We start from the raw sequence: 15892 nt of genomic DNA, 5'->3' as shown, positions 1-15892 counted from the left end.
GCCTCAAGCAGCGAGTGCGTGCATGGCGACGCGGCGACGGTGCAGGTGCAGGGCGCCATACCCGGTCAGTGCAACGGCGGCGCCGATCGCGGCGACCAGCAGGAAGCCGCCGCCGAACCCGGTCGAGTCGATGGCTGCGCCGGCCAGCGGAGCCCCGAGGGCGGAGCCGGCGGTCATGAACGACCCGTGCCAGCCCATCGCCTCACCGCGGGCGGCGGACGGCACCACCCGGCTCACAGCATCCACCGTGGCGGTGATCGTCGGAGCGCAGAAGAGGCCGGCGATCAGGGCGATCGCGGCCAGCGACCACGTGCCACCGGCGAGCGCCATCGGCGCGGTGGCCACCGCCAGGCCGAGCAGCAACAGGAACGGCTGGACCGGACGGGACACGGCGCCGTAGATCAGGCCGCCGAACAGCGAACCACCTGCCCAGGGCACCAGCACGATGCTCATCTGACCGACCGCGTCGAATTCGCGCATGGCGGCGACGATGGCCACGTCGCTGCCACCGAGCACGATCGTGCAGGCCGCAGCCGCGCCACAGATCGCCAGGAAGCCGGCCCGGAACCAGGCGCGACGCGGGACGACCTGGCCGGCGGCGTCGGTCTCGGGGTCGGCCCCGCGCAGCGGCGGGTTCAGGACGTAGAGCGCGACGCCGGCCAGCACACCGGCCAACTCGATCCCGCAGAGCACGAAGCGGGTGTCGAAAGCCGTGGCGAGCCACACGGCGAGCACCGGGCCGACCATGAACGCCAGCTCGACACTCATGCTGTCCACCGACAGGGCTGTGCGGCGGTCGCTGTCGGGCACGGCGGCGATCACGCCCTGCCGGATGATCGAGAACGTCGGGACGATGAAAAGCCCTGCGACGGTGGCGAGTACGAGCAACATCCAGTAGCCCGCGAACGGCGCGATCGCCCAACACACGGCGTTGACGACGAGTGAAGGCAGCACGACCCGGCGCAGTCCCATCCGGTCCAGCAGCTTCCCGCGCCACGGTCCGGAAACGGCGATCGCCAGCGTGGCTCCGGCGGCCACCAGGCCCGCCTCCGAGTACGAGCGGCCGAGCGACTGCACGACGTGCAGCGTGAGCACGACGGCGGCCGAGGCGATCGGGATCCGCAGCAGGAGACCCAGGAGCAACACCCGCCGGGCATCGCTGATGCTCAACACGCGCTGGTAGGGGCTGAACGACATACGGGAGTCACTCCTTCACAGGTGTGGAGAACAGGACGAGAGTCGTCAGAACGACCAGATTCAATACTTCCATATCGAAATATTGACGCGCGACCCATTTACCACCCGTGAGACGAAAATCTCACCGGGCGCTCAGGTTGCGTTCCACCAGGTCGGAGACGCGCAGAAATACTCGCCGCACCGGGAATTAATCGGAGGACCCCTCCGTTACACCTACTGTCCGCCGGAGCCAGCAAGCGAAAGGACCTTGGGATGCCACCACGCACCTCCCCCGTCGTGCACCGCACCACCTCCAGGATGCTCGACCAGTTGCACCGAGCTCACATGACGCGCACCCACCAGCAATCGTCCGAGCAGCGCGAACTCCCGCGCATGCGGCCGTATGCCGAGCAACTCGCCTACGAACGCGGCGACGACTGACCGCAGCGCATCCGCCCCGTACGACCAAGCCGACCGGCACCACAGCAGCCCGGTCGGCTTCGTCATGTCCGCAACGTCAGCGGACGACCGCCCCCGGGTGTGTCGCGTCGACCAGCTCGCGATAGCGGGCCGCCGCCGCGGCGCCCGCCGCCGGATCGGACGGTTCGACGGTCGCCGCGACCGGCACGTCCCACGCCGGCGGAGCCTCGACGCCGCTCCACGCCCAGGCCGCCTGCCGGGCGGCGCCCAACGCGACATACTCGGCCGGCTGCGGGACCAGCACCGGCACCCCGAAAATGTCAGCCGCGGCCGAGCGAACGGTGCTCGCCGCCGCGGCTCCACCGATCAGCAGCACACGCCGGCCGTGAATGCCGTTGCGCGCCAGCGCATCGATGCAGCCCTTGAGGTTGCCGAGCATGCCCTCGACATACGCACGCGCCAGGTGCGCCGGCGTCGCGTTGGCACGGGTGATGCCGGCCAACGTCCCGCGCGCGGCCGGCAGATTGGGAGTGCGTTCACCGTCGAGGTAGGGCAGCAGGGTGAGGCCGCCGGCCCCGATCGGGGCCTGCGCCGCCAGTGCGTCGAGGCCGGTGAGGTCCACGTCGAGGGTGTGCGCCGCGGCCACCAGCACGCGAGCCGCATTGAGGGTCGCCAGCAGCGGCAGGTGGCGGCCCGTCGCGTCGGCGAAACCGGCGACGGCACCCGTGAGGTCCCCGACCGGCTGGTCGTGCACGGTGAACACCGCACCGCTGGTGCCCAGCGACACCACGATGTCACCCGGCTCGATCGCCAGCCCCAATGCCGCGGCGGCATTGTCGCCGGTGCCGGCGGCCACCAGCATGCCGTCCGCCGTCCGGCCCGCGGCCTCGGACGGGGCGACGACGCGCGGCACCTGCACGTCGCGACCGAAGGCACGCTGCAGTAGGTCCGGGCGGTATTGGCCGGTCACCGGTGACCAGTACGCCGTACCCGACGCGTCGCCCCGGTCTGTCGTCCAACCCTCGAATGCCTTGCCGTCCTTGAGGATCCGCCCGGTCAGCCAGTCGTGTGGCAGCACCACCGTGGCAGTGCGGGCAGCATTGTCCGGCTCGTGCTCGGCCAACCAGCGCAGTTTGGTGCCGGTGAAGCTGGCCACCGGCACCAGGTCGACGGCGTCGACCCAGGCCGGCGCACCGCCGAGCTCGTCGATCAGGGCCGCCGCCTGCGGCGCCGAGTTGGTGTCGTTCCAGAGCATGGCGTCGCGCACCAGGCCGTCGGCGTCGTCCAGCGTGACCATCCCGTGCTGCTGCCCGCCGACGGCGATCGCCCGCACACCGTCCAGCAGGCCACCGGCCCGTGCCTTCTCGTATGCCGCCCACCACGCTGCAGCATCGACCTGCGTGCCGTCGGGATGGCCGGCCCGCGCCTCCCGCACGATGCGCCCGGTCGCGGCCTCACAGACGACGATCTTGCAGGACTGCGTGGAACTGTCCACTCCGGCGACCAGCGGCTCACTCATACGGCTCCCAGCGTCATGGCCACGAGAGTAGTGGCTGCCCGATGTGGCGGACGCGGGAACGGTAGGGATATGCTCACCTCACTTAGTTGAGCCTTACCTAATTCCCGCAGAGAGGTGTCCGTGCTCGCGACATTCGTGATCGGCCTGCGCGAGGGCCTCGAAGCGGCGTTGATCGTCGGCATCATCGCAGCGTTCCTGAAGAAGAACGGCCACCGGCTCACCACCATGTGGATCGGGGTCGGCGCCGGCGTCGCGATCAGTGTCGCGGTGGGCGTCGTGCTGAAGGTGGTCGAATCGGGCCTGCCGCAACGCCAGCAGGAGATGATGGAGACCGTCATCGGCGCCGTCGCGGTGGTTTTCGTCACCGGGATGATCGTGTGGATGAGCACGCACTCGCGCGGGCTCAAGGGCGAGATCGAGTCGGCCGCGCGGAGCGCCCTCGGCGAAGGCACCTCACGGGCGATGGTCCTCATGGCGTTCCTCGCGGTGCTCAAGGAAGGGTTCGAGACCGCCGTCTTCCTGCTGGCCACCTTCCAGGCCGCGACCAACACGACCAGCGCCATCGCGGGAGCAGCGCTCGGCATCGGTGCGTCGGTGCTGCTCGGCATCGGTCTCTACACCGGTGGTGTCTCGCTCAACCTGGGCAAGTTCTTCAAGGGCACCAGCGCCTTCCTGATCCTCGTCGCCGCGGGCCTGGTGGTCACCGCCCTGCGCACCGCCCACGAGGCCGGCTGGCTCAACGCCGGGCAGGGCAGGACCGTCGACCTGCACTGGCTGGCCCCGGCGGGTTCGATCCGCAGCGCCATCTTCACCGGTGTGCTCGGCATACCCGCCGACCCCCGGCTGATCGAGGTGCTCGGCTGGTTCCTCTACGTCGTGCCCATGGCGCTGATGGCCTTCTGGCCGGCCGCGCACCGCCCGAGCGCCATACAGGGTGTGCGCCTGAAGCTGGCCCTCGCGGGCGGCTGCCTGGTTGGCGCCGTCGCGGCCTTCGCCGTCGTGCCGTCCGCCCACCTGGAGGTGCCCGCCTCGGCTCCGATCGTCGACGCCGCCGGCAGCCCGGTCGGCTCGGTGCGGCTCAGCGACGGAGCGCTGCACCGGTCGGCCGGCGAGCAGATCCGGCTGCGCTCCGCGGGCCGCGCGGTCGTGGCGGGCGTTGGCACCCGCCACTTCACCGGCATACTGCCGACCGCGACCGACGCAGAGCGTCCGGCGACGCTCACCTTGGCGCAGGTGACCGCCCTCAACGGTGGCCGGGTGCCGGTCGGGATCGACCCGAGTGTCGACCCCGGCCCCTACCGCGCGAGCTGGCAGCTGTCGGACACGGTCGAGGCGTGGACCAGCCACGGCAAGCTGTATGACGCCATGCGTACCGCACGCGCCAGCGTCAGCCTCAGCGGCGGAGGATTGAGCACCCAGCGCACGCTGACCATCCCCCCGGGAGCGACGCTGCCGGCCGGAATGTCCGCCCCGAGCGCGTCCTGGTCGGTGAGTCCGGCATACAGCGACGACTTCGCCGCCGCACTGAACCACTTCGCCGGAGAACGTGATTCGGCGAAGTTCTGGGGCCGCGTCGTGCCGCTCGGCCTGCTTGTGGCAGGCGCCGCTCTCGCCGTCGTCGCGTTCCGTGCGCGCCGCCGGCTGCCCCGCACCGGCACACGGGTCGGTGCACCGTCAACCCATCACTCCCCGAGGAGCTCAGCACATGCTTAGCCACCCCATCCGTCACGTTGCCGGGACCGGCGCGGCCGTCGCGATCGCCGTGACGCTCGCCGCCTGCGGATCGTCGTCCTCCGGCAGCTCGGCCGAGGGCGCCAGCGCCGGTGCGACGAGCGCCGCGGCCAAGGTGTCCGGCGGTGCGGCGCAGGTCAAGGTGACCCTGACCGGCGCTGATGGATGCCGACCCGACCACACTTCGGCGCCGGCCGGGCCGGTGACCTTCACAGTGACCAACAAGGACGCCACGGCGATCACCGAGATCGAGCTGCAGAGCGATCAGCGCATCCTGGGTGAGAAGGAGAACCTCGCTCCCGGGCTCGCTCCGGTGAAATTCACGGTCACGTTGTCCGGCGGCAAGTACCAGCTCTACTGCCCCGGCGCTGAGAAGGAGACGGTCCCGTTCACCGTCACCGGCAAGGCGGCTGCCGCTGCGTCGGGCTCGACGGCCACCATCCTGGCGCAGGGCACCAAGGGTTACGCCACGTTCGTCAACCAGAATGCCGCCGACATGGTCACCGGCGTCGCAAAACTGCAGTCCGCCATCGACAACGGCGACGTCGCTGCCGCCAAGAAGGCGTATGCCGGGGCACGCCCGTTCTACGAGAAGATCGAGTCGGATGTCGGTGGTTTCGTCCTGCCGGGATACAAGCCGGGCGACAACGCCGGCAACCTCGACTACCTGATCGACATGCGGCAGTCCAATTTGGACCCCAAGGTCGGCTGGCACGGCTTCCACGCCATCGAGAAGGACCTGTGGCAGGAGGGGAAGATCACCGCCCGGACGAAGAAGTACGCCCAGGAGTTGCACGGCAACGTCAGCAAGCTCGCCGGCCTGGTCAAGGGCATCACCTACCAGCCGGAGGATCTGGCCAACGGGGCAGCCAGTCTGCTGGAAGAGGTGCAGACCAACAAGATCAAGGGCGAGGAGGAGAAGTACAGCCACACCGATCTGGCCGACTTCGCCTCGAACGTCGAGGGCGCACAGCAGGCGTTCGCCTTCCTCAAGCCCGGGCTGCAGAGGATCGATCCGGCGCTCACCGCCCGGGTGAGCAAACAGTTCACCGCGGTCACCAACGCGCTCAACCCCTACCGTGACGGCGCCTCGCTGGGCGGATTCAAGCCCTGGACCGCGCAGCTGCGCAAGACCGACGCCGCATCCCTCAGCAAGAAGGTGCAGGCGCTGCAGGACCCGCTGTCCCAGATCGCGCAGAAGGTGGCGACGGCGGGTTGATCGATCAACAGACTCCGGAGGGGACCTCGGGCCTCCCCCGCCGACGGCTCTTCCAGGGAGCCGCCGGCGGGGTGGCGGCGGGCGCCCTCGCCGTCGGCGCCTCGTGGGGCATGGATGCGTCCCGCTCGCACTCTGCCGAGGCAGCGGACAAGGATGCGATCGACCTCACGACGCGGTACCCCTATTACGACCAGCCGGAGCCCGTCGGCATACGCACACCGCCCCAGCGGTACTCGATCTTCATGACGTTCGACATGGTCGACGGGTCGCTGCGGACGGACCTGCAGTCCCTGCTCGCACGCTGGACCGCCGCCAGTGCCCAGCTGATGAGTGCACAACCGATCGGGCAGGTGCAACCCTCGTCGGACGCTGCAGTCGGCGGAGACACCGGCGAGGCACTCGGGCTCGACGCCGCCAGTCTCACGGTGACCATCGGGCTCGGTCCCTCGCTCTTCGATGATCGATTCGGCCTGGCCGCCCAGCGCCCGAAGCTGCTCCACCCGTTGCCGAAGCTGCCCAGCGACAACCTGGCTGCCGCCACCAGTGACGGCGATCTGTCGGTGCAGGTGTGCGCCGATGATCCCCAGGTGTGCTACCACGCCGTCCGCAACCTGGCCCGTATGGCGCGAGACACCGTGCAAACCCGTTGGACCGTCATGGGATTCGGGCGGGCATCGGCCGGGAAGGGCCAGCAGACGCCGCGGAACCTGTTCGGTTTCAAGGACGGCACCCGCAACATCAGCACGACCGCCGACTTCGACAAGTACGTCTGGCTACGGGACGCGGACTGGATGACCGGCGGCACCTACCAGGTCGTCCGCAAGATCGAGATGAACATCGAGACCTGGGACGCCGACCGGGTCAGCGACCAGGAGCACATCTTCGGTCGCGGCAAGACCGAGGGTGAACCGCTCACCGGGCGCACGGAGCACGACATACCCCACTTCCACGCGAGGGCTGCGGACGGCAAGCCGGTGATCGCGCCCACGTCGCACATCGCACTCGCCGCCCACGAGAACAACGGCGGCATCAAGATCCTGCGTCGTGGCTACAACTACACCGACGGCATCAACGAGTTCGGTCAGCTCGACGCCGGGCTGCTGTTCGTCTGCTACCAGAACGACCCGGCACACTTCGTGCAACTGCAGCGCAAGCTGGGCGCGGCCGACCTGCTGAACGAATACGTCAAGCATGTCGGCTCCGGACTCTTCGCGATCCCGCCGCCCCCGCGGACCGGTCACTACATCGCCGAACAGCTCTTCCAGTAGCCCTCCTCACCGAGCGGACACGAACACCACCGAGCGGACACGAACACCACCGAGCGGACACACAATTTCGCAGGAATCGGCCCCTGGATCGTGTCCGCCCGGGAGTTTCGTGTCCGCTCGATCGGGGGCGCCGGTCAGATGACGAACGCACGCCTCGGCAGCGGTCCGTCGGGGACCGGCCACCCACCGTCCAGCACCGACCGGACGCCGTGGGCCGCGAGGATGCCGGGCAACATGCCAGCCGGCAGGGCCTCGTTCCAGTCCCACCGAGCAACGTCTCGCACGCCCCGGTGACGTCGCAGGAGTAGCTCACGCCGCTTTTCGCCCAGCAGCGCGTCGACGGCGGTGCGCCCCGGATCTTCTTGTTCCACGACGTATTTCAGCTTGCCGTCGCATTCCCCCACCAGCCCCAGGTGCTCCCAGTAGAAGTCGGTGCGACCGATGAATTCGTCGCCGTGGAAGAACTTCCATTGCAGCTCCGGCATCGGCAGGCTCGCCTGGAACATCCGAACCCGACTCAGAGACTCCAGTGGAGACTCGGCCCGCTCGTCGGCAAGATGTATGGCGAGCTCCGCCATGCGGCGACCACGCGCACCTGGTGGCACTCGACGCCATTCAGCGAACAACGCATCACGCGTGGTCAGACCCCGACGCAACGCGTCATCACAGACCGCAACCCCTGATGCGAGCTTCGCCTGGCGGGCGTGGTCGACGATCGTCCTCTCGTAGGTCGTGACACGCAACCCGCCGATGTCCGCGTCCGCAGCAACCAGCGCGCTCCTCCGCCGACGAACGTTCGGCGTGCGCCCTCGTGCGTCTGGCGAGAGGGCGTATTCGACGAGCTGACACCGTGATCCGATGGTCGGCAACTGCCAGATCGCGGCAGCGGTCAGGTGCGAGAAGAGCGGGTCACAGGCGGCCGCATCCTGCACCGCACAGGCCATCACGATCAGCTGGTCCTGCCATGACAGCTCGTCGTACTCGGCGGCCACGTAGGCATTGCGCCGCAGCTTGCGCCGGTCGGTGGGACCGGTGCCAAGGCTGATTCCGACCCCGGCGAGCCGACCGACGGGCAGCGACGCCACCAGCGAGCGCAATCGCGTCACGTGGGCCGCCCGGTTGCGGGTGTGGATGGCCAACAGATCCGGCTGGCTCGGGGCGCTGTCGGGACGTGTCGTCATACGTCATGATCGTTGCAGCTCTGGGCGGCCCGGAACCGTTGTCCACAGGCGGATCGAGCGGACACATCACGACCCAGCGGACACGAAAAACCGGCAAATCAGGCCGGTTTTTCGTGTCCGCCCGGTGTGTTTTGTGTCCGCTCGGTGGGAGGGTGGTGGGTCAGTCGCCGAGGCGGTCGATGAGTTCACGCAGCGTGGCGGCGGCTCCGTTGGCGTGCAACGACTCCAGGGCCGCGACGTAGGGCTCCGTGAACGCCTCCTGCTGTGCGAGATCGCCGAAGAGACTGCGGTCGCGGATGAACGCGAGCCGGTCCTCGCCCTGCCGGGCCGCCGCGGCCATCACCTGCTCCTTGCGGTGGTCGACGATGTCGATCGGCTCGCCGTGTTCGTCGACGCCCTCGGCATACCGCGCCCACGACGCCACCACCAGCGCGGCACGGTCGACCGGTCGCCCGGCGGCGAGGTCGTCACGGATCACCGGCACCAGCCACTTCGGGATCCGGTCACTGCTCTCGGCGCAGAGCCGGGAGAGGGTGTCGCGGATCTCCGGGTTGGCGAAGCGCGCCACGAGTTCGTGCTCGTATGCCGTCAGGTCCACGCCCGGCACGTCCGGCAGCGTCGGCTCACCCTCGTGTTTCATGTAACCCAGCAGGAACCGGGCGAATTCTTCGTCCTGGGCGACCTCGTGCGCGTAGCGGTAGCCGGACAAGTAGCCCAGGTAACACAGCGCCTGGTGGCTGGCGTTGAGCAACCGCAGCTTCATCAGCTCGTAGGGCATGACATCGGGCACGACCTGGACGCCGGCGTCCTCCCACGGTGGCCGACCGGTGGGGAACTCGTCCTCCAGGACCCATTGGGTGAATGGTTCGGTCACCACCGGCCAGGCATCGTCGATGCCGAATTCGTCGGCCAGCCGCTGGACGTCCTCCGGGGTCGTGACCGGCGTGATGCGATCGACCATGCAGTTGGGGAACGAGACGCTGGCGTCGATCCAGCCAGCCAGCTCGGGATCCTTCAGCCGGGCGAACGACGTGATCGTCCCTCGCGCCACATCACCGTTGCCGGGCAGGTTGTCGCACGTCATGACGGTGAACGGAGCGGTCCCGGCCGCCCGACGACGGCGCAACGCTTCGACGATGAAGCCGAACGCCGTGGTGGGCACGGCATTCTCCACCAGGTCCGGCTGGATCGACGGGTGCTTCGGATCGAACTCGCCGGTCACCTGATCGACCAGATAGCTACCCTCGGTGATCGTCAGCGACACGATTCGCGTCGCCGGATCGCTCATCACCTGCAGCACGGCGTCGGGCTCGCTCGGAGCGTGCAACAACCGCTGGATCGAGCCGATGACGCGTGGCTCGAGGTGGCCGTCGGGATGTTTGACGATCAACGTGTAGAGGCCGTCCTGCGCATTGAGCACATCGACGATCCGTTGGTCCCTGGGCAGCACACCGACACCGGTGAACGCCCAATCCTTCGCGCTGCCACCGGAAAGGAGGGTGTCGACATACATCGCCTGGTGGGCACGGTGGAAGCCGCCGACACCGAGGTGGACGATCCCGGTGGTCAGCTCGGTGCGGTCGTATGACGGCACGACAACCCGCGGGTCCAGCGAATCCACTGTTGCGGCAGAGAGTTTCGTCGCCATCCGGGTCACCGTACCGCTCCCATCGACAGGCCCTGGACCAGCTTGTCCTGTGCGGCGAATCCGGCCGCCAGCACCGGCAGCGACACCACGAAGGACGCTGCGCACACCTGCGCCAGGAACAGGCCTTGGCTCGTGACGAAGCCGGTCAGGAACACCGGTGCCGTCTCCGCTCGCGTGCCGGTGAGCACTCGGGCGAAGAGCAGCTCGTTCCAGCTGAAGATGAAGCAGATCAACGCCGCCGACGCGATGCCCGGCATCACGACCGGCGCGATGATCTCCCGCAGCGTCCGGATCAGCCCGGCGCCGTCGACCTGTGCGGCTTCGAGCATCTCGGCGGGGATCTCGGCGAGGAAGGAGCGCAGCATCCACACCGCGATCGGCAGGTTCATCGAGGTGTAGAGGATGATCAGCAGCCAGATGTTGTCCAGGAAGTGCACCTTCTCGGCGAAGAGATAGACCGGCAGCAGCGCTGCGACGACCGGCATGAACTTGGTGGACAGGAAGAAGAACAGCACATCGCTCCAGCGCTTCACCGGCCGGATCGACAGGGCGTATGCCGCGGGCAGCGCAAGACACAGCACCAGGACGGTGCTGATCACACTGGCGGTCAGGGAATTGAGGATCGCCGGCCACGGATTGCTGCCGAAGAAGGACTTGTAACCCTGAACACTCAGAGCTGACAACACTTTCGGCGGGTTGCTCGCTGCGTCGGTCTCGGAGTGGAACGACGTCCAGATCATCCAGACCACGGGGAACACGAACAGGACCGAAATGATCCAGGCAGCGCCGGTCAGCAGCATCCCGGAGCGCTTCTTGCTGCCGGCGACGCGCAACTGCGGCCCGGCCGGAGCGGTTTTGACAGTGGTCATGATCGGGTCTCCTCACGGAAGAGGCTGAGCACGGTTCGCAGCGCGAAGGTCGCGATGATGATGGAGCCGATCACCACGATCACGCCGGCCGCCGACGCGGTGCCGTAATCGTGTGCGGAATAGAAGGTTTGGTAGATGTAGTACGGCAGGTTGGCGGTGCCCAGGCCACCGGAGGTGATGGTGAAGACCGCGTCGAAGTTCTGCACGATGTAGATCGCACCGAGCAGGCCGGCCAGCTCGATGTACTGCCGCAGGTGGGGCAACGTCATGTTGGTGAAGATCTGCCACTCCGAGGCGCCGTCGATCTTCGCCGCCTCGACCACGTCCATCGGGCGGCTTTGCAGTCCCGCCAACAGGATCAGCATCATGAACGGCGTCCACTGCCATACCAATGACACGATGATCGCGATCAGCGGATGGTTGCTGATCCAGTCCGGCTGCGGTGCGCTGTCGCCGAGGATCCACTTGAGCACGCCGTTGAAGAGCCCGTACTGCGCGTTGTAGAGCGCGTGCTTCCACAGCAGCGCTGCCGCGACCGGGACGATGAGGAACGGCGTGATCATCAGCGTCCGGGCGATACTGCGCCCCCGGAACTTGCGGTCCAGCAGCAGCGCGACCGCGAGCCCGATGACCAGGCTGATCAGCACGACGCCGACCGTGAGCAGGACGGTGGCGATGATGGCCGAACGCGCGTCGACGTCCGTCAGCACCGCCTTGAAGTTGTCGACCCCGGCGAAGCCGCGATCATTGGGGTAGTACGCGTTCCAGTGCATGAACGAGATGACCAGCGTCGCCACGAATGGGATCTGCGTCACGATGATCATGAAGACCAGTGCGGGCAACAACGGTGCGCGCCGTGCCCACGCGCCGGACCTGGCCAGCGCACTGCTCGGCTGCTTGGCGCGCCCCTGGGTCGGGACGGGCACACTGCGTTCGGCGACGTTGCTCATTTGCCGGCCCTCCTGCGGTAGTCGGCCGCGACGTCCTCAGCCCGCTGCTGTCCCTTGGCGAGGGCACTTTCGACCGACATCTTCCCGGCGATGGCCGAGCTGATGTCCTGACTGATCTCGGTGCCCAGGTTGGTGAACTCGGGTATGTCGACGAACTGGATGCCGGGCACCGGTCGTGGCTGGACGCCGGGGTCGTTCGGGTCCGCCGACTTGATGGCGTTCAGCGTCGGCGTGGCGAACGCCTTGGCGACCTTGAGGTACTCGGGGTTGGCATACAGCGAGGACCGGAAGCCGGACGGCACCTGGGACCAGCCGAAGGCGGTCGCCGCCTCCTGCGCGTATCCCTTGCCGCTGGCCCACGAGATGAACTTCCAGGCCGCGTCCTTCTTGGCACTGGACGATTCGATCGACCAGGCCCAGGAGTACAACCAGCCGGAGTTCTCGGTCTTGACGACCGGCGCCGGCGCGTAGCCGATCTTGCCCTTGACCGGACTGCCGTTCGCCTCCAGCGAACCGGCTGCCGAGGTGGCGTCGTACCACATGGCGACCGAACCCTGGGTCAGGTCGTTGAGGCACTCGGTGAAGCCGGCCTGGGCGGCACCGGGCTCGCCGTGTGCGCGGACGAGGTCGACATAGAACTTGGTCGCCTTCGTGAATGCAGGTGCATCGACCTTCGCCTGCCAGTCCTTGGTGAACCAGGTGCCGCCGAAGGTGTTCACGACGGTCGTCAGGGGTGCGAACAGCTGCCCCCAGCCGGGCTGCCCGCGTAGACAGATTCCGCGCATGCCCTTCGGGTTGTCGATCTTCGCGGCGATCGCGGCGACCTGCTGCCAGGTGGGGTGCTCGGGCATCGTGATGCCCTTGGCGGCCAGCACGTCCTTGCGGTACATCAGGAACGACGACTCACCGTAGAACGGCTCGCCGTACACCTTCCCGTCGACGCTCAAGGCCGCTCGCATGGACGGCAGGATGTCCTGCTGGTCGAACCCGGGGTCCTTGGCCAGATGGGCGTTCATCGGCTCGACCCAGCCGCTCTTGGCATAGATCGGGATCTCGAAGTTGGACAGTGTCGCCACGTCGTACTGACCGGCCTGCGAGGAGAACTCCTGGCTGGCCTTGTCACGCAGGTCGTCCTCCGGCAGCACGGTGTAGTTGACGCTGATGCCCGTCTTCGCGGTGAAGTACTTGTCGGTCAGCTTCTGCAGATCGATCATCTGCGGGTTGTTGACCATCAGCACGTTGATCGTGCGGCTGCCGCCGCCACCACCCCCGCCGCCCCATCCGGCGGCCGCGCCACAACCGGTCACCGTGGTCAGTGCCACGGCCCCGGCCGCGAGCGCGGCGATCCGTCTCCTGCGAGCAGTCATGCGTCCTCCTGGATTGCTCAAATGAGCGCGTCAGTGCGCAGATGATTAGTAGTGTGACACACACCTCACGCCCGTGGGAGATTCGGAAGCACCCGATGCGAAAGACCGGACGATGACCGCCCAGCCACCCGACAGCTCCGCCACCGACCGCGAGCTGCTCGCCGCCGTCGCACGCCGTTTCTATGTGCAGGACGAATCCAAGGTCGACATCGGCAAGGAACTGGGCATGTCCCGATTCAAGGTCGCCAGATTGCTCGAGGCAGCGCGCGCCCAGGGCGTCGTACGCATCGAGATCGTGGGTGAGCCGAGTGTCGACTACGCGCTCTCGCAACGCCTTTCGCAGTCGCTGTCGATCGATGGCGTGCTGGTCGTGCGCAGTCACGACGGACAGTCCGAGGCCGAGACGCGCCGCGACCTCGGCACCGTCGCCGCGGCGGAGCTGACCCGGATCCTGACCGCGGACGACGTGCTCGGCCTGCCCTGGTCACGCAGCGTCGCCGCGACGGTCGGCGCGCTGCGCAGCCTGCCGGCGGTGCCGATCGTGCAGTTGTCCGGCGCCCTGGCCATCCCCGATCTGCACTCACCCGTCGACCTCGTGCGGTCCGCGGCCAACCTCAGCGGCGGCGCCGCACACCACTTCTATGCACCCCTGGTCGCCGCCGATCCGGCGAGCGCGCAGATGCTGCGGCGGCAGCCCGGTGTCCACGAGGCCGCCTCGCACATCCCCGAGGTGACCGTCGCCGTCGTCGGCATCGGCGGGTGGGCGGCCGGCGAGTCCACCCTCTTCGACCTGGCGACACCGGCCGAACGCGGCGCGATGCGCAAGGCCGGGGCCGTCGGTGAGATCAGCGGCGTCTTCATCGACGTCGACGGCAACGCAGTGGACGGCGGTCTGGCCGATCGGATCATCACGCTGTCCGACGAGCAGCTGGTCGCCATACCGACGGTCATCGGACTGGTGGCCGGCCCCGCCCGGGCACCGGTGGTGCGCGCCGCGATCCGGGGGCGCAAGGTCAACCGGCTCGTCGTGGACGCACCGCTTGCTCTGGAGCTGCTGCGGTAGGGCTATCGTTACGAAGCGTGGCACAACACTTTGACGTCGTCGTCCTCGGTGCAGGCCCCGGTGGGTATGTCGCTGCGATTCGCGCGAGCCAGCTCGGCCTCAAGACCGCCATCATCGAGAAGCAGTACTGGGGCGGTGTGTGCCTCAATGTGGGCTGCATCCCGTCCAAGGCGCTGCTGCGCAATGCGGAGATCGCGCACATCCTGACCAAGGAGGCCACGACCTTCGGCATCTCCGGTGAGGTCTCGATGGACTTCGGCACCGCCTGGAAGCGCAGCCGCGGTGTCGCCGACGCCAGCGCCAAAGGCGTGCATTACCTGATGAAGAAGAACTCCATCACCGAACTCGAGGGCACCGGCACCTTCACCGACGCGCACACCATCCAGGTGGCGCTGACCTCCGGGGAGAGCGAGACGGTGACCGCGGACAACGTGATCATCGCCACCGGCGCGACCACCCGGTTGATCCCGGGCACCGAGCTGTCCGAGCGCGTGGTCACCTATGAGGAGCAGATCCTCACCGACAACCTGCCGAAGTCCATCATCATCGCCGGCTCAGGTGCGATCGGCGTCGAATTCGCCTACGTGCTGTCCAATTACGGCGTCGACGTGACGATCGTGGAGTTCCTGGACCGGATGGTGCCGACCGAGGACGCCGACGTGTCCAAGGAGCTGCTGCGGCACTACAAAAAGCTCGGCGTCAAGGTCATGCTGTCGACCAAGGTCGAGAAGATCGAGGACACCGGCTCCGGCCCGGTCAAGGTCACCGTCTCCCCCGCCGCCGGCGGCGACTCCACCGTGCTCGAGGCGGACAAGGTCTTGCAGGCCATCGGTTTCGCGCCCCGGGTGGACGGCTACGGCCTGGACGCCACCGGTGTGCAGCTGACCGACCGCGGTGCCATCGCGGTCGACGAGCGTGGCCGCACCAACGTCGAGGGCGTCTATGCCATCGGTGACGTCACCGGCAAGCTGATGCTGGCGCACACCGCCGAGGCCATGGGCATCGTCGCGGCCGAGACCATCGGTGACGCCGAGACGGTGGAGATCGACTTCGACATGATCCCGCGAGCGACCTTCTGCCAGCCGCAGATCGCCTCGTTCGGCTACTCAGAGGCGCAGGCCAAGGACCGCGGCTACGACGTGAAGACCGCGTCCTTCCCCTTCTCCGCCAACGGCAAGGCCCGCGGTATGGCGGAGACGGCCGGCTTCGTCAAGATCGTCGCGGACGCCCAGCACCACGAGCTCCTCGGCGCGCACCTCATCGGTCCGGAGGTCACCGAACTGCTGCCGGCACTGACCCTGGCGCAGAAGTGGGACCTGACCGCGGACGAGATCGCCCGCAACGTCTTCGCCCACCCGACGCTGTCCGAGGCGATGAAGGAAGCCGTCGAGGGGATCGTCGGCCACATGATCAACCTCTGAGCTGATCGGGTCGCCCGTCCGGGCCCCGCACGCCCTCTTCGTCGAGGGGTGCGGGGTCGG

Annotated in this window: 13 protein-coding genes; 6 read left to right on the top strand and 7 right to left on the bottom strand. The window is 67.9% G+C overall.

Annotated features, from left to right (window positions below):
• Nucleotides 1-3: 3 nt before the first annotated feature.
• On the bottom strand, nucleotides 4-1197 hold the full coding sequence (locus tag ACYVBN_RS14595; RefSeq protein ID WP_440283120.1) for an MFS transporter: 1194 nt from the start codon (nucleotides 1195-1197) through the stop codon (nucleotides 4-6).
• Between the two features lie 252 nt (nucleotides 1198-1449).
• Here ACYVBN_RS14595 and ACYVBN_RS14590 point away from each other — a divergent pair, with 252 nt between their 5' ends.
• A complete protein-coding gene (locus tag ACYVBN_RS14590) occupies nucleotides 1450-1617 on the top strand; it encodes a hypothetical protein (RefSeq protein ID WP_440283121.1) in 168 nt (55 codons plus the stop codon).
• A 76-nt stretch (nucleotides 1618-1693) separates the two neighbouring features.
• Here the strand turns inward: ACYVBN_RS14590 and ACYVBN_RS14585 are convergent, their stop codons facing one another.
• Complete coding sequence (locus ACYVBN_RS14585) at nucleotides 1694-3115, bottom strand: xylulokinase (protein ID WP_460601152.1); 1422 nt, start codon at nucleotides 3113-3115, stop codon at nucleotides 1694-1696.
• A 120-nt stretch (nucleotides 3116-3235) separates the two neighbouring features.
• Here ACYVBN_RS14585 and efeU point away from each other — a divergent pair, with 120 nt between their 5' ends.
• The 3 genes from efeU to efeB are packed head-to-tail and all read left to right on the top strand — an operon-like array spanning nucleotide 3236 to nucleotide 7333.
• Nucleotides 3236-4828, top strand: coding sequence for an FTR1 family iron permease (gene efeU / locus ACYVBN_RS14580; RefSeq protein ID WP_460601151.1), 1593 nt, complete (start codon nucleotides 3236-3238; stop codon nucleotides 4826-4828).
• Nucleotides 4821-6065 carry an iron uptake system protein EfeO gene (gene efeO, locus ACYVBN_RS14575; RefSeq protein WP_460601150.1) on the top strand — a complete coding sequence of 415 codons (1245 nt, stop codon included), beginning with the start codon at nucleotides 4821-4823 and terminating at the stop codon, nucleotides 6063-6065. Before efeU ends, efeO begins: the two co-directional genes overlap by 8 nt.
• Nucleotides 6062-7333 (top strand): Dyp-type peroxidase, encoded by a 1272-nt coding sequence (gene efeB / locus ACYVBN_RS14570; protein ID WP_460601149.1) that lies wholly within the window; start codon nucleotides 6062-6064, stop codon nucleotides 7331-7333. Before efeO ends, efeB begins: the two co-directional genes overlap by 4 nt.
• Nucleotides 7334-7467: 134 nt before the next feature.
• Here efeB and ACYVBN_RS14565 read toward each other — a convergent pair whose 3' ends face one another.
• The 5 genes from ACYVBN_RS14565 to ACYVBN_RS14545 form a co-directional block, all read right to left on the bottom strand.
• Nucleotides 7468-8514, bottom strand: a complete 1047-nt coding sequence (locus ACYVBN_RS14565; protein ID WP_460601148.1) for a hypothetical protein — start codon at nucleotides 8512-8514, stop codon at nucleotides 7468-7470.
• A 160-nt stretch (nucleotides 8515-8674) separates the two neighbouring features.
• The gene (locus ACYVBN_RS14560) at nucleotides 8675-10162 is read right to left on the bottom strand and encodes a mannitol dehydrogenase family protein (protein WP_460601147.1); all 1488 of its coding nucleotides are present in this window, start codon (nucleotides 10160-10162) and stop codon (nucleotides 8675-8677) included.
• Nucleotides 10163-10167: 5 nt separating this feature from the next.
• Nucleotides 10168-11031, bottom strand: a complete 864-nt coding sequence (locus tag ACYVBN_RS14555) for a carbohydrate ABC transporter permease (RefSeq protein ID WP_460601146.1) — start codon at nucleotides 11029-11031, stop codon at nucleotides 10168-10170.
• On the bottom strand, nucleotides 11028-11981 hold the full coding sequence (locus ACYVBN_RS14550; RefSeq protein ID WP_460601145.1) for a carbohydrate ABC transporter permease: 954 nt from the start codon (nucleotides 11979-11981) through the stop codon (nucleotides 11028-11030). The genes ACYVBN_RS14555 and ACYVBN_RS14550 overlap by 4 nt, the downstream gene beginning before the upstream one ends.
• Nucleotides 11978-13348 carry an ABC transporter substrate-binding protein gene (locus ACYVBN_RS14545; RefSeq protein ID WP_460601144.1) on the bottom strand — a complete coding sequence of 457 codons (1371 nt, stop codon included), beginning with the start codon at nucleotides 13346-13348 and terminating at the stop codon, nucleotides 11978-11980. The genes ACYVBN_RS14550 and ACYVBN_RS14545 overlap by 4 nt, the downstream gene beginning before the upstream one ends.
• Nucleotides 13349-13460: 112 nt before the next feature.
• Between ACYVBN_RS14545 and ACYVBN_RS14540 the strand changes: the two genes are divergently transcribed.
• Both ACYVBN_RS14540 and lpdA read left to right on the top strand, forming a co-directional pair.
• Nucleotides 13461-14411: a sugar-binding transcriptional regulator gene (locus ACYVBN_RS14540; RefSeq protein ID WP_460601143.1), complete on the top strand. Its 951-nt coding sequence runs from the start codon at nucleotides 13461-13463 to the stop codon at nucleotides 14409-14411.
• A 17-nt stretch (nucleotides 14412-14428) separates the two neighbouring features.
• Nucleotides 14429-15832, top strand: a complete 1404-nt coding sequence (gene lpdA, locus ACYVBN_RS14535; RefSeq protein WP_460601142.1) for a dihydrolipoyl dehydrogenase family protein — start codon at nucleotides 14429-14431, stop codon at nucleotides 15830-15832.
• The last annotated feature ends 60 nt before the right edge of the window (nucleotides 15833-15892 follow it).

The organism is Flexivirga lutea, from assembly GCF_054778955.1.
This window is presented reverse-complemented; position numbering and strand designations above follow the sequence as displayed.

What these genes read in the sequence shown, in the direction of transcription:
- ACYVBN_RS14590 (WP_440283121.1), top strand. Translation starts at nt 1,450, where the DNA reads ATGCCACCACGCACCTCCCCCGTCGTGCACCGCACCACCTCCAGGATG.
- ACYVBN_RS14555 (WP_460601146.1), bottom strand. Translation starts at nt 11,031, where the DNA reads ATGACCACTGTCAAAACCGCTCCGGCCGGGCCGCAGTTGCGCGTCGCC.
- ACYVBN_RS14550 (WP_460601145.1), bottom strand. Translation starts at nt 11,981, where the DNA reads ATGAGCAACGTCGCCGAACGCAGTGTGCCCGTCCCGACCCAGGGGCGC.
- ACYVBN_RS14595 (WP_440283120.1), bottom strand. Translation starts at nt 1,197, where the DNA reads ATGTCGTTCAGCCCCTACCAGCGCGTGTTGAGCATCAGCGATGCCCGG.
- efeO (WP_460601150.1), top strand. Translation starts at nt 4,821, where the DNA reads ATGCTTAGCCACCCCATCCGTCACGTTGCCGGGACCGGCGCGGCCGTC.
- ACYVBN_RS14585 (WP_460601152.1), bottom strand. Translation starts at nt 3,115, where the DNA reads ATGAGTGAGCCGCTGGTCGCCGGAGTGGACAGTTCCACGCAGTCCTGC.
- ACYVBN_RS14565 (WP_460601148.1), bottom strand. Translation starts at nt 8,514, where the DNA reads ATGACGACACGTCCCGACAGCGCCCCGAGCCAGCCGGATCTGTTGGCC.
- ACYVBN_RS14545 (WP_460601144.1), bottom strand. Translation starts at nt 13,348, where the DNA reads ATGACTGCTCGCAGGAGACGGATCGCCGCGCTCGCGGCCGGGGCCGTG.
- ACYVBN_RS14560 (WP_460601147.1), bottom strand. Translation starts at nt 10,162, where the DNA reads ATGGCGACGAAACTCTCTGCCGCAACAGTGGATTCGCTGGACCCGCGG.
- ACYVBN_RS14540 (WP_460601143.1), top strand. Translation starts at nt 13,461, where the DNA reads ATGACCGCCCAGCCACCCGACAGCTCCGCCACCGACCGCGAGCTGCTC.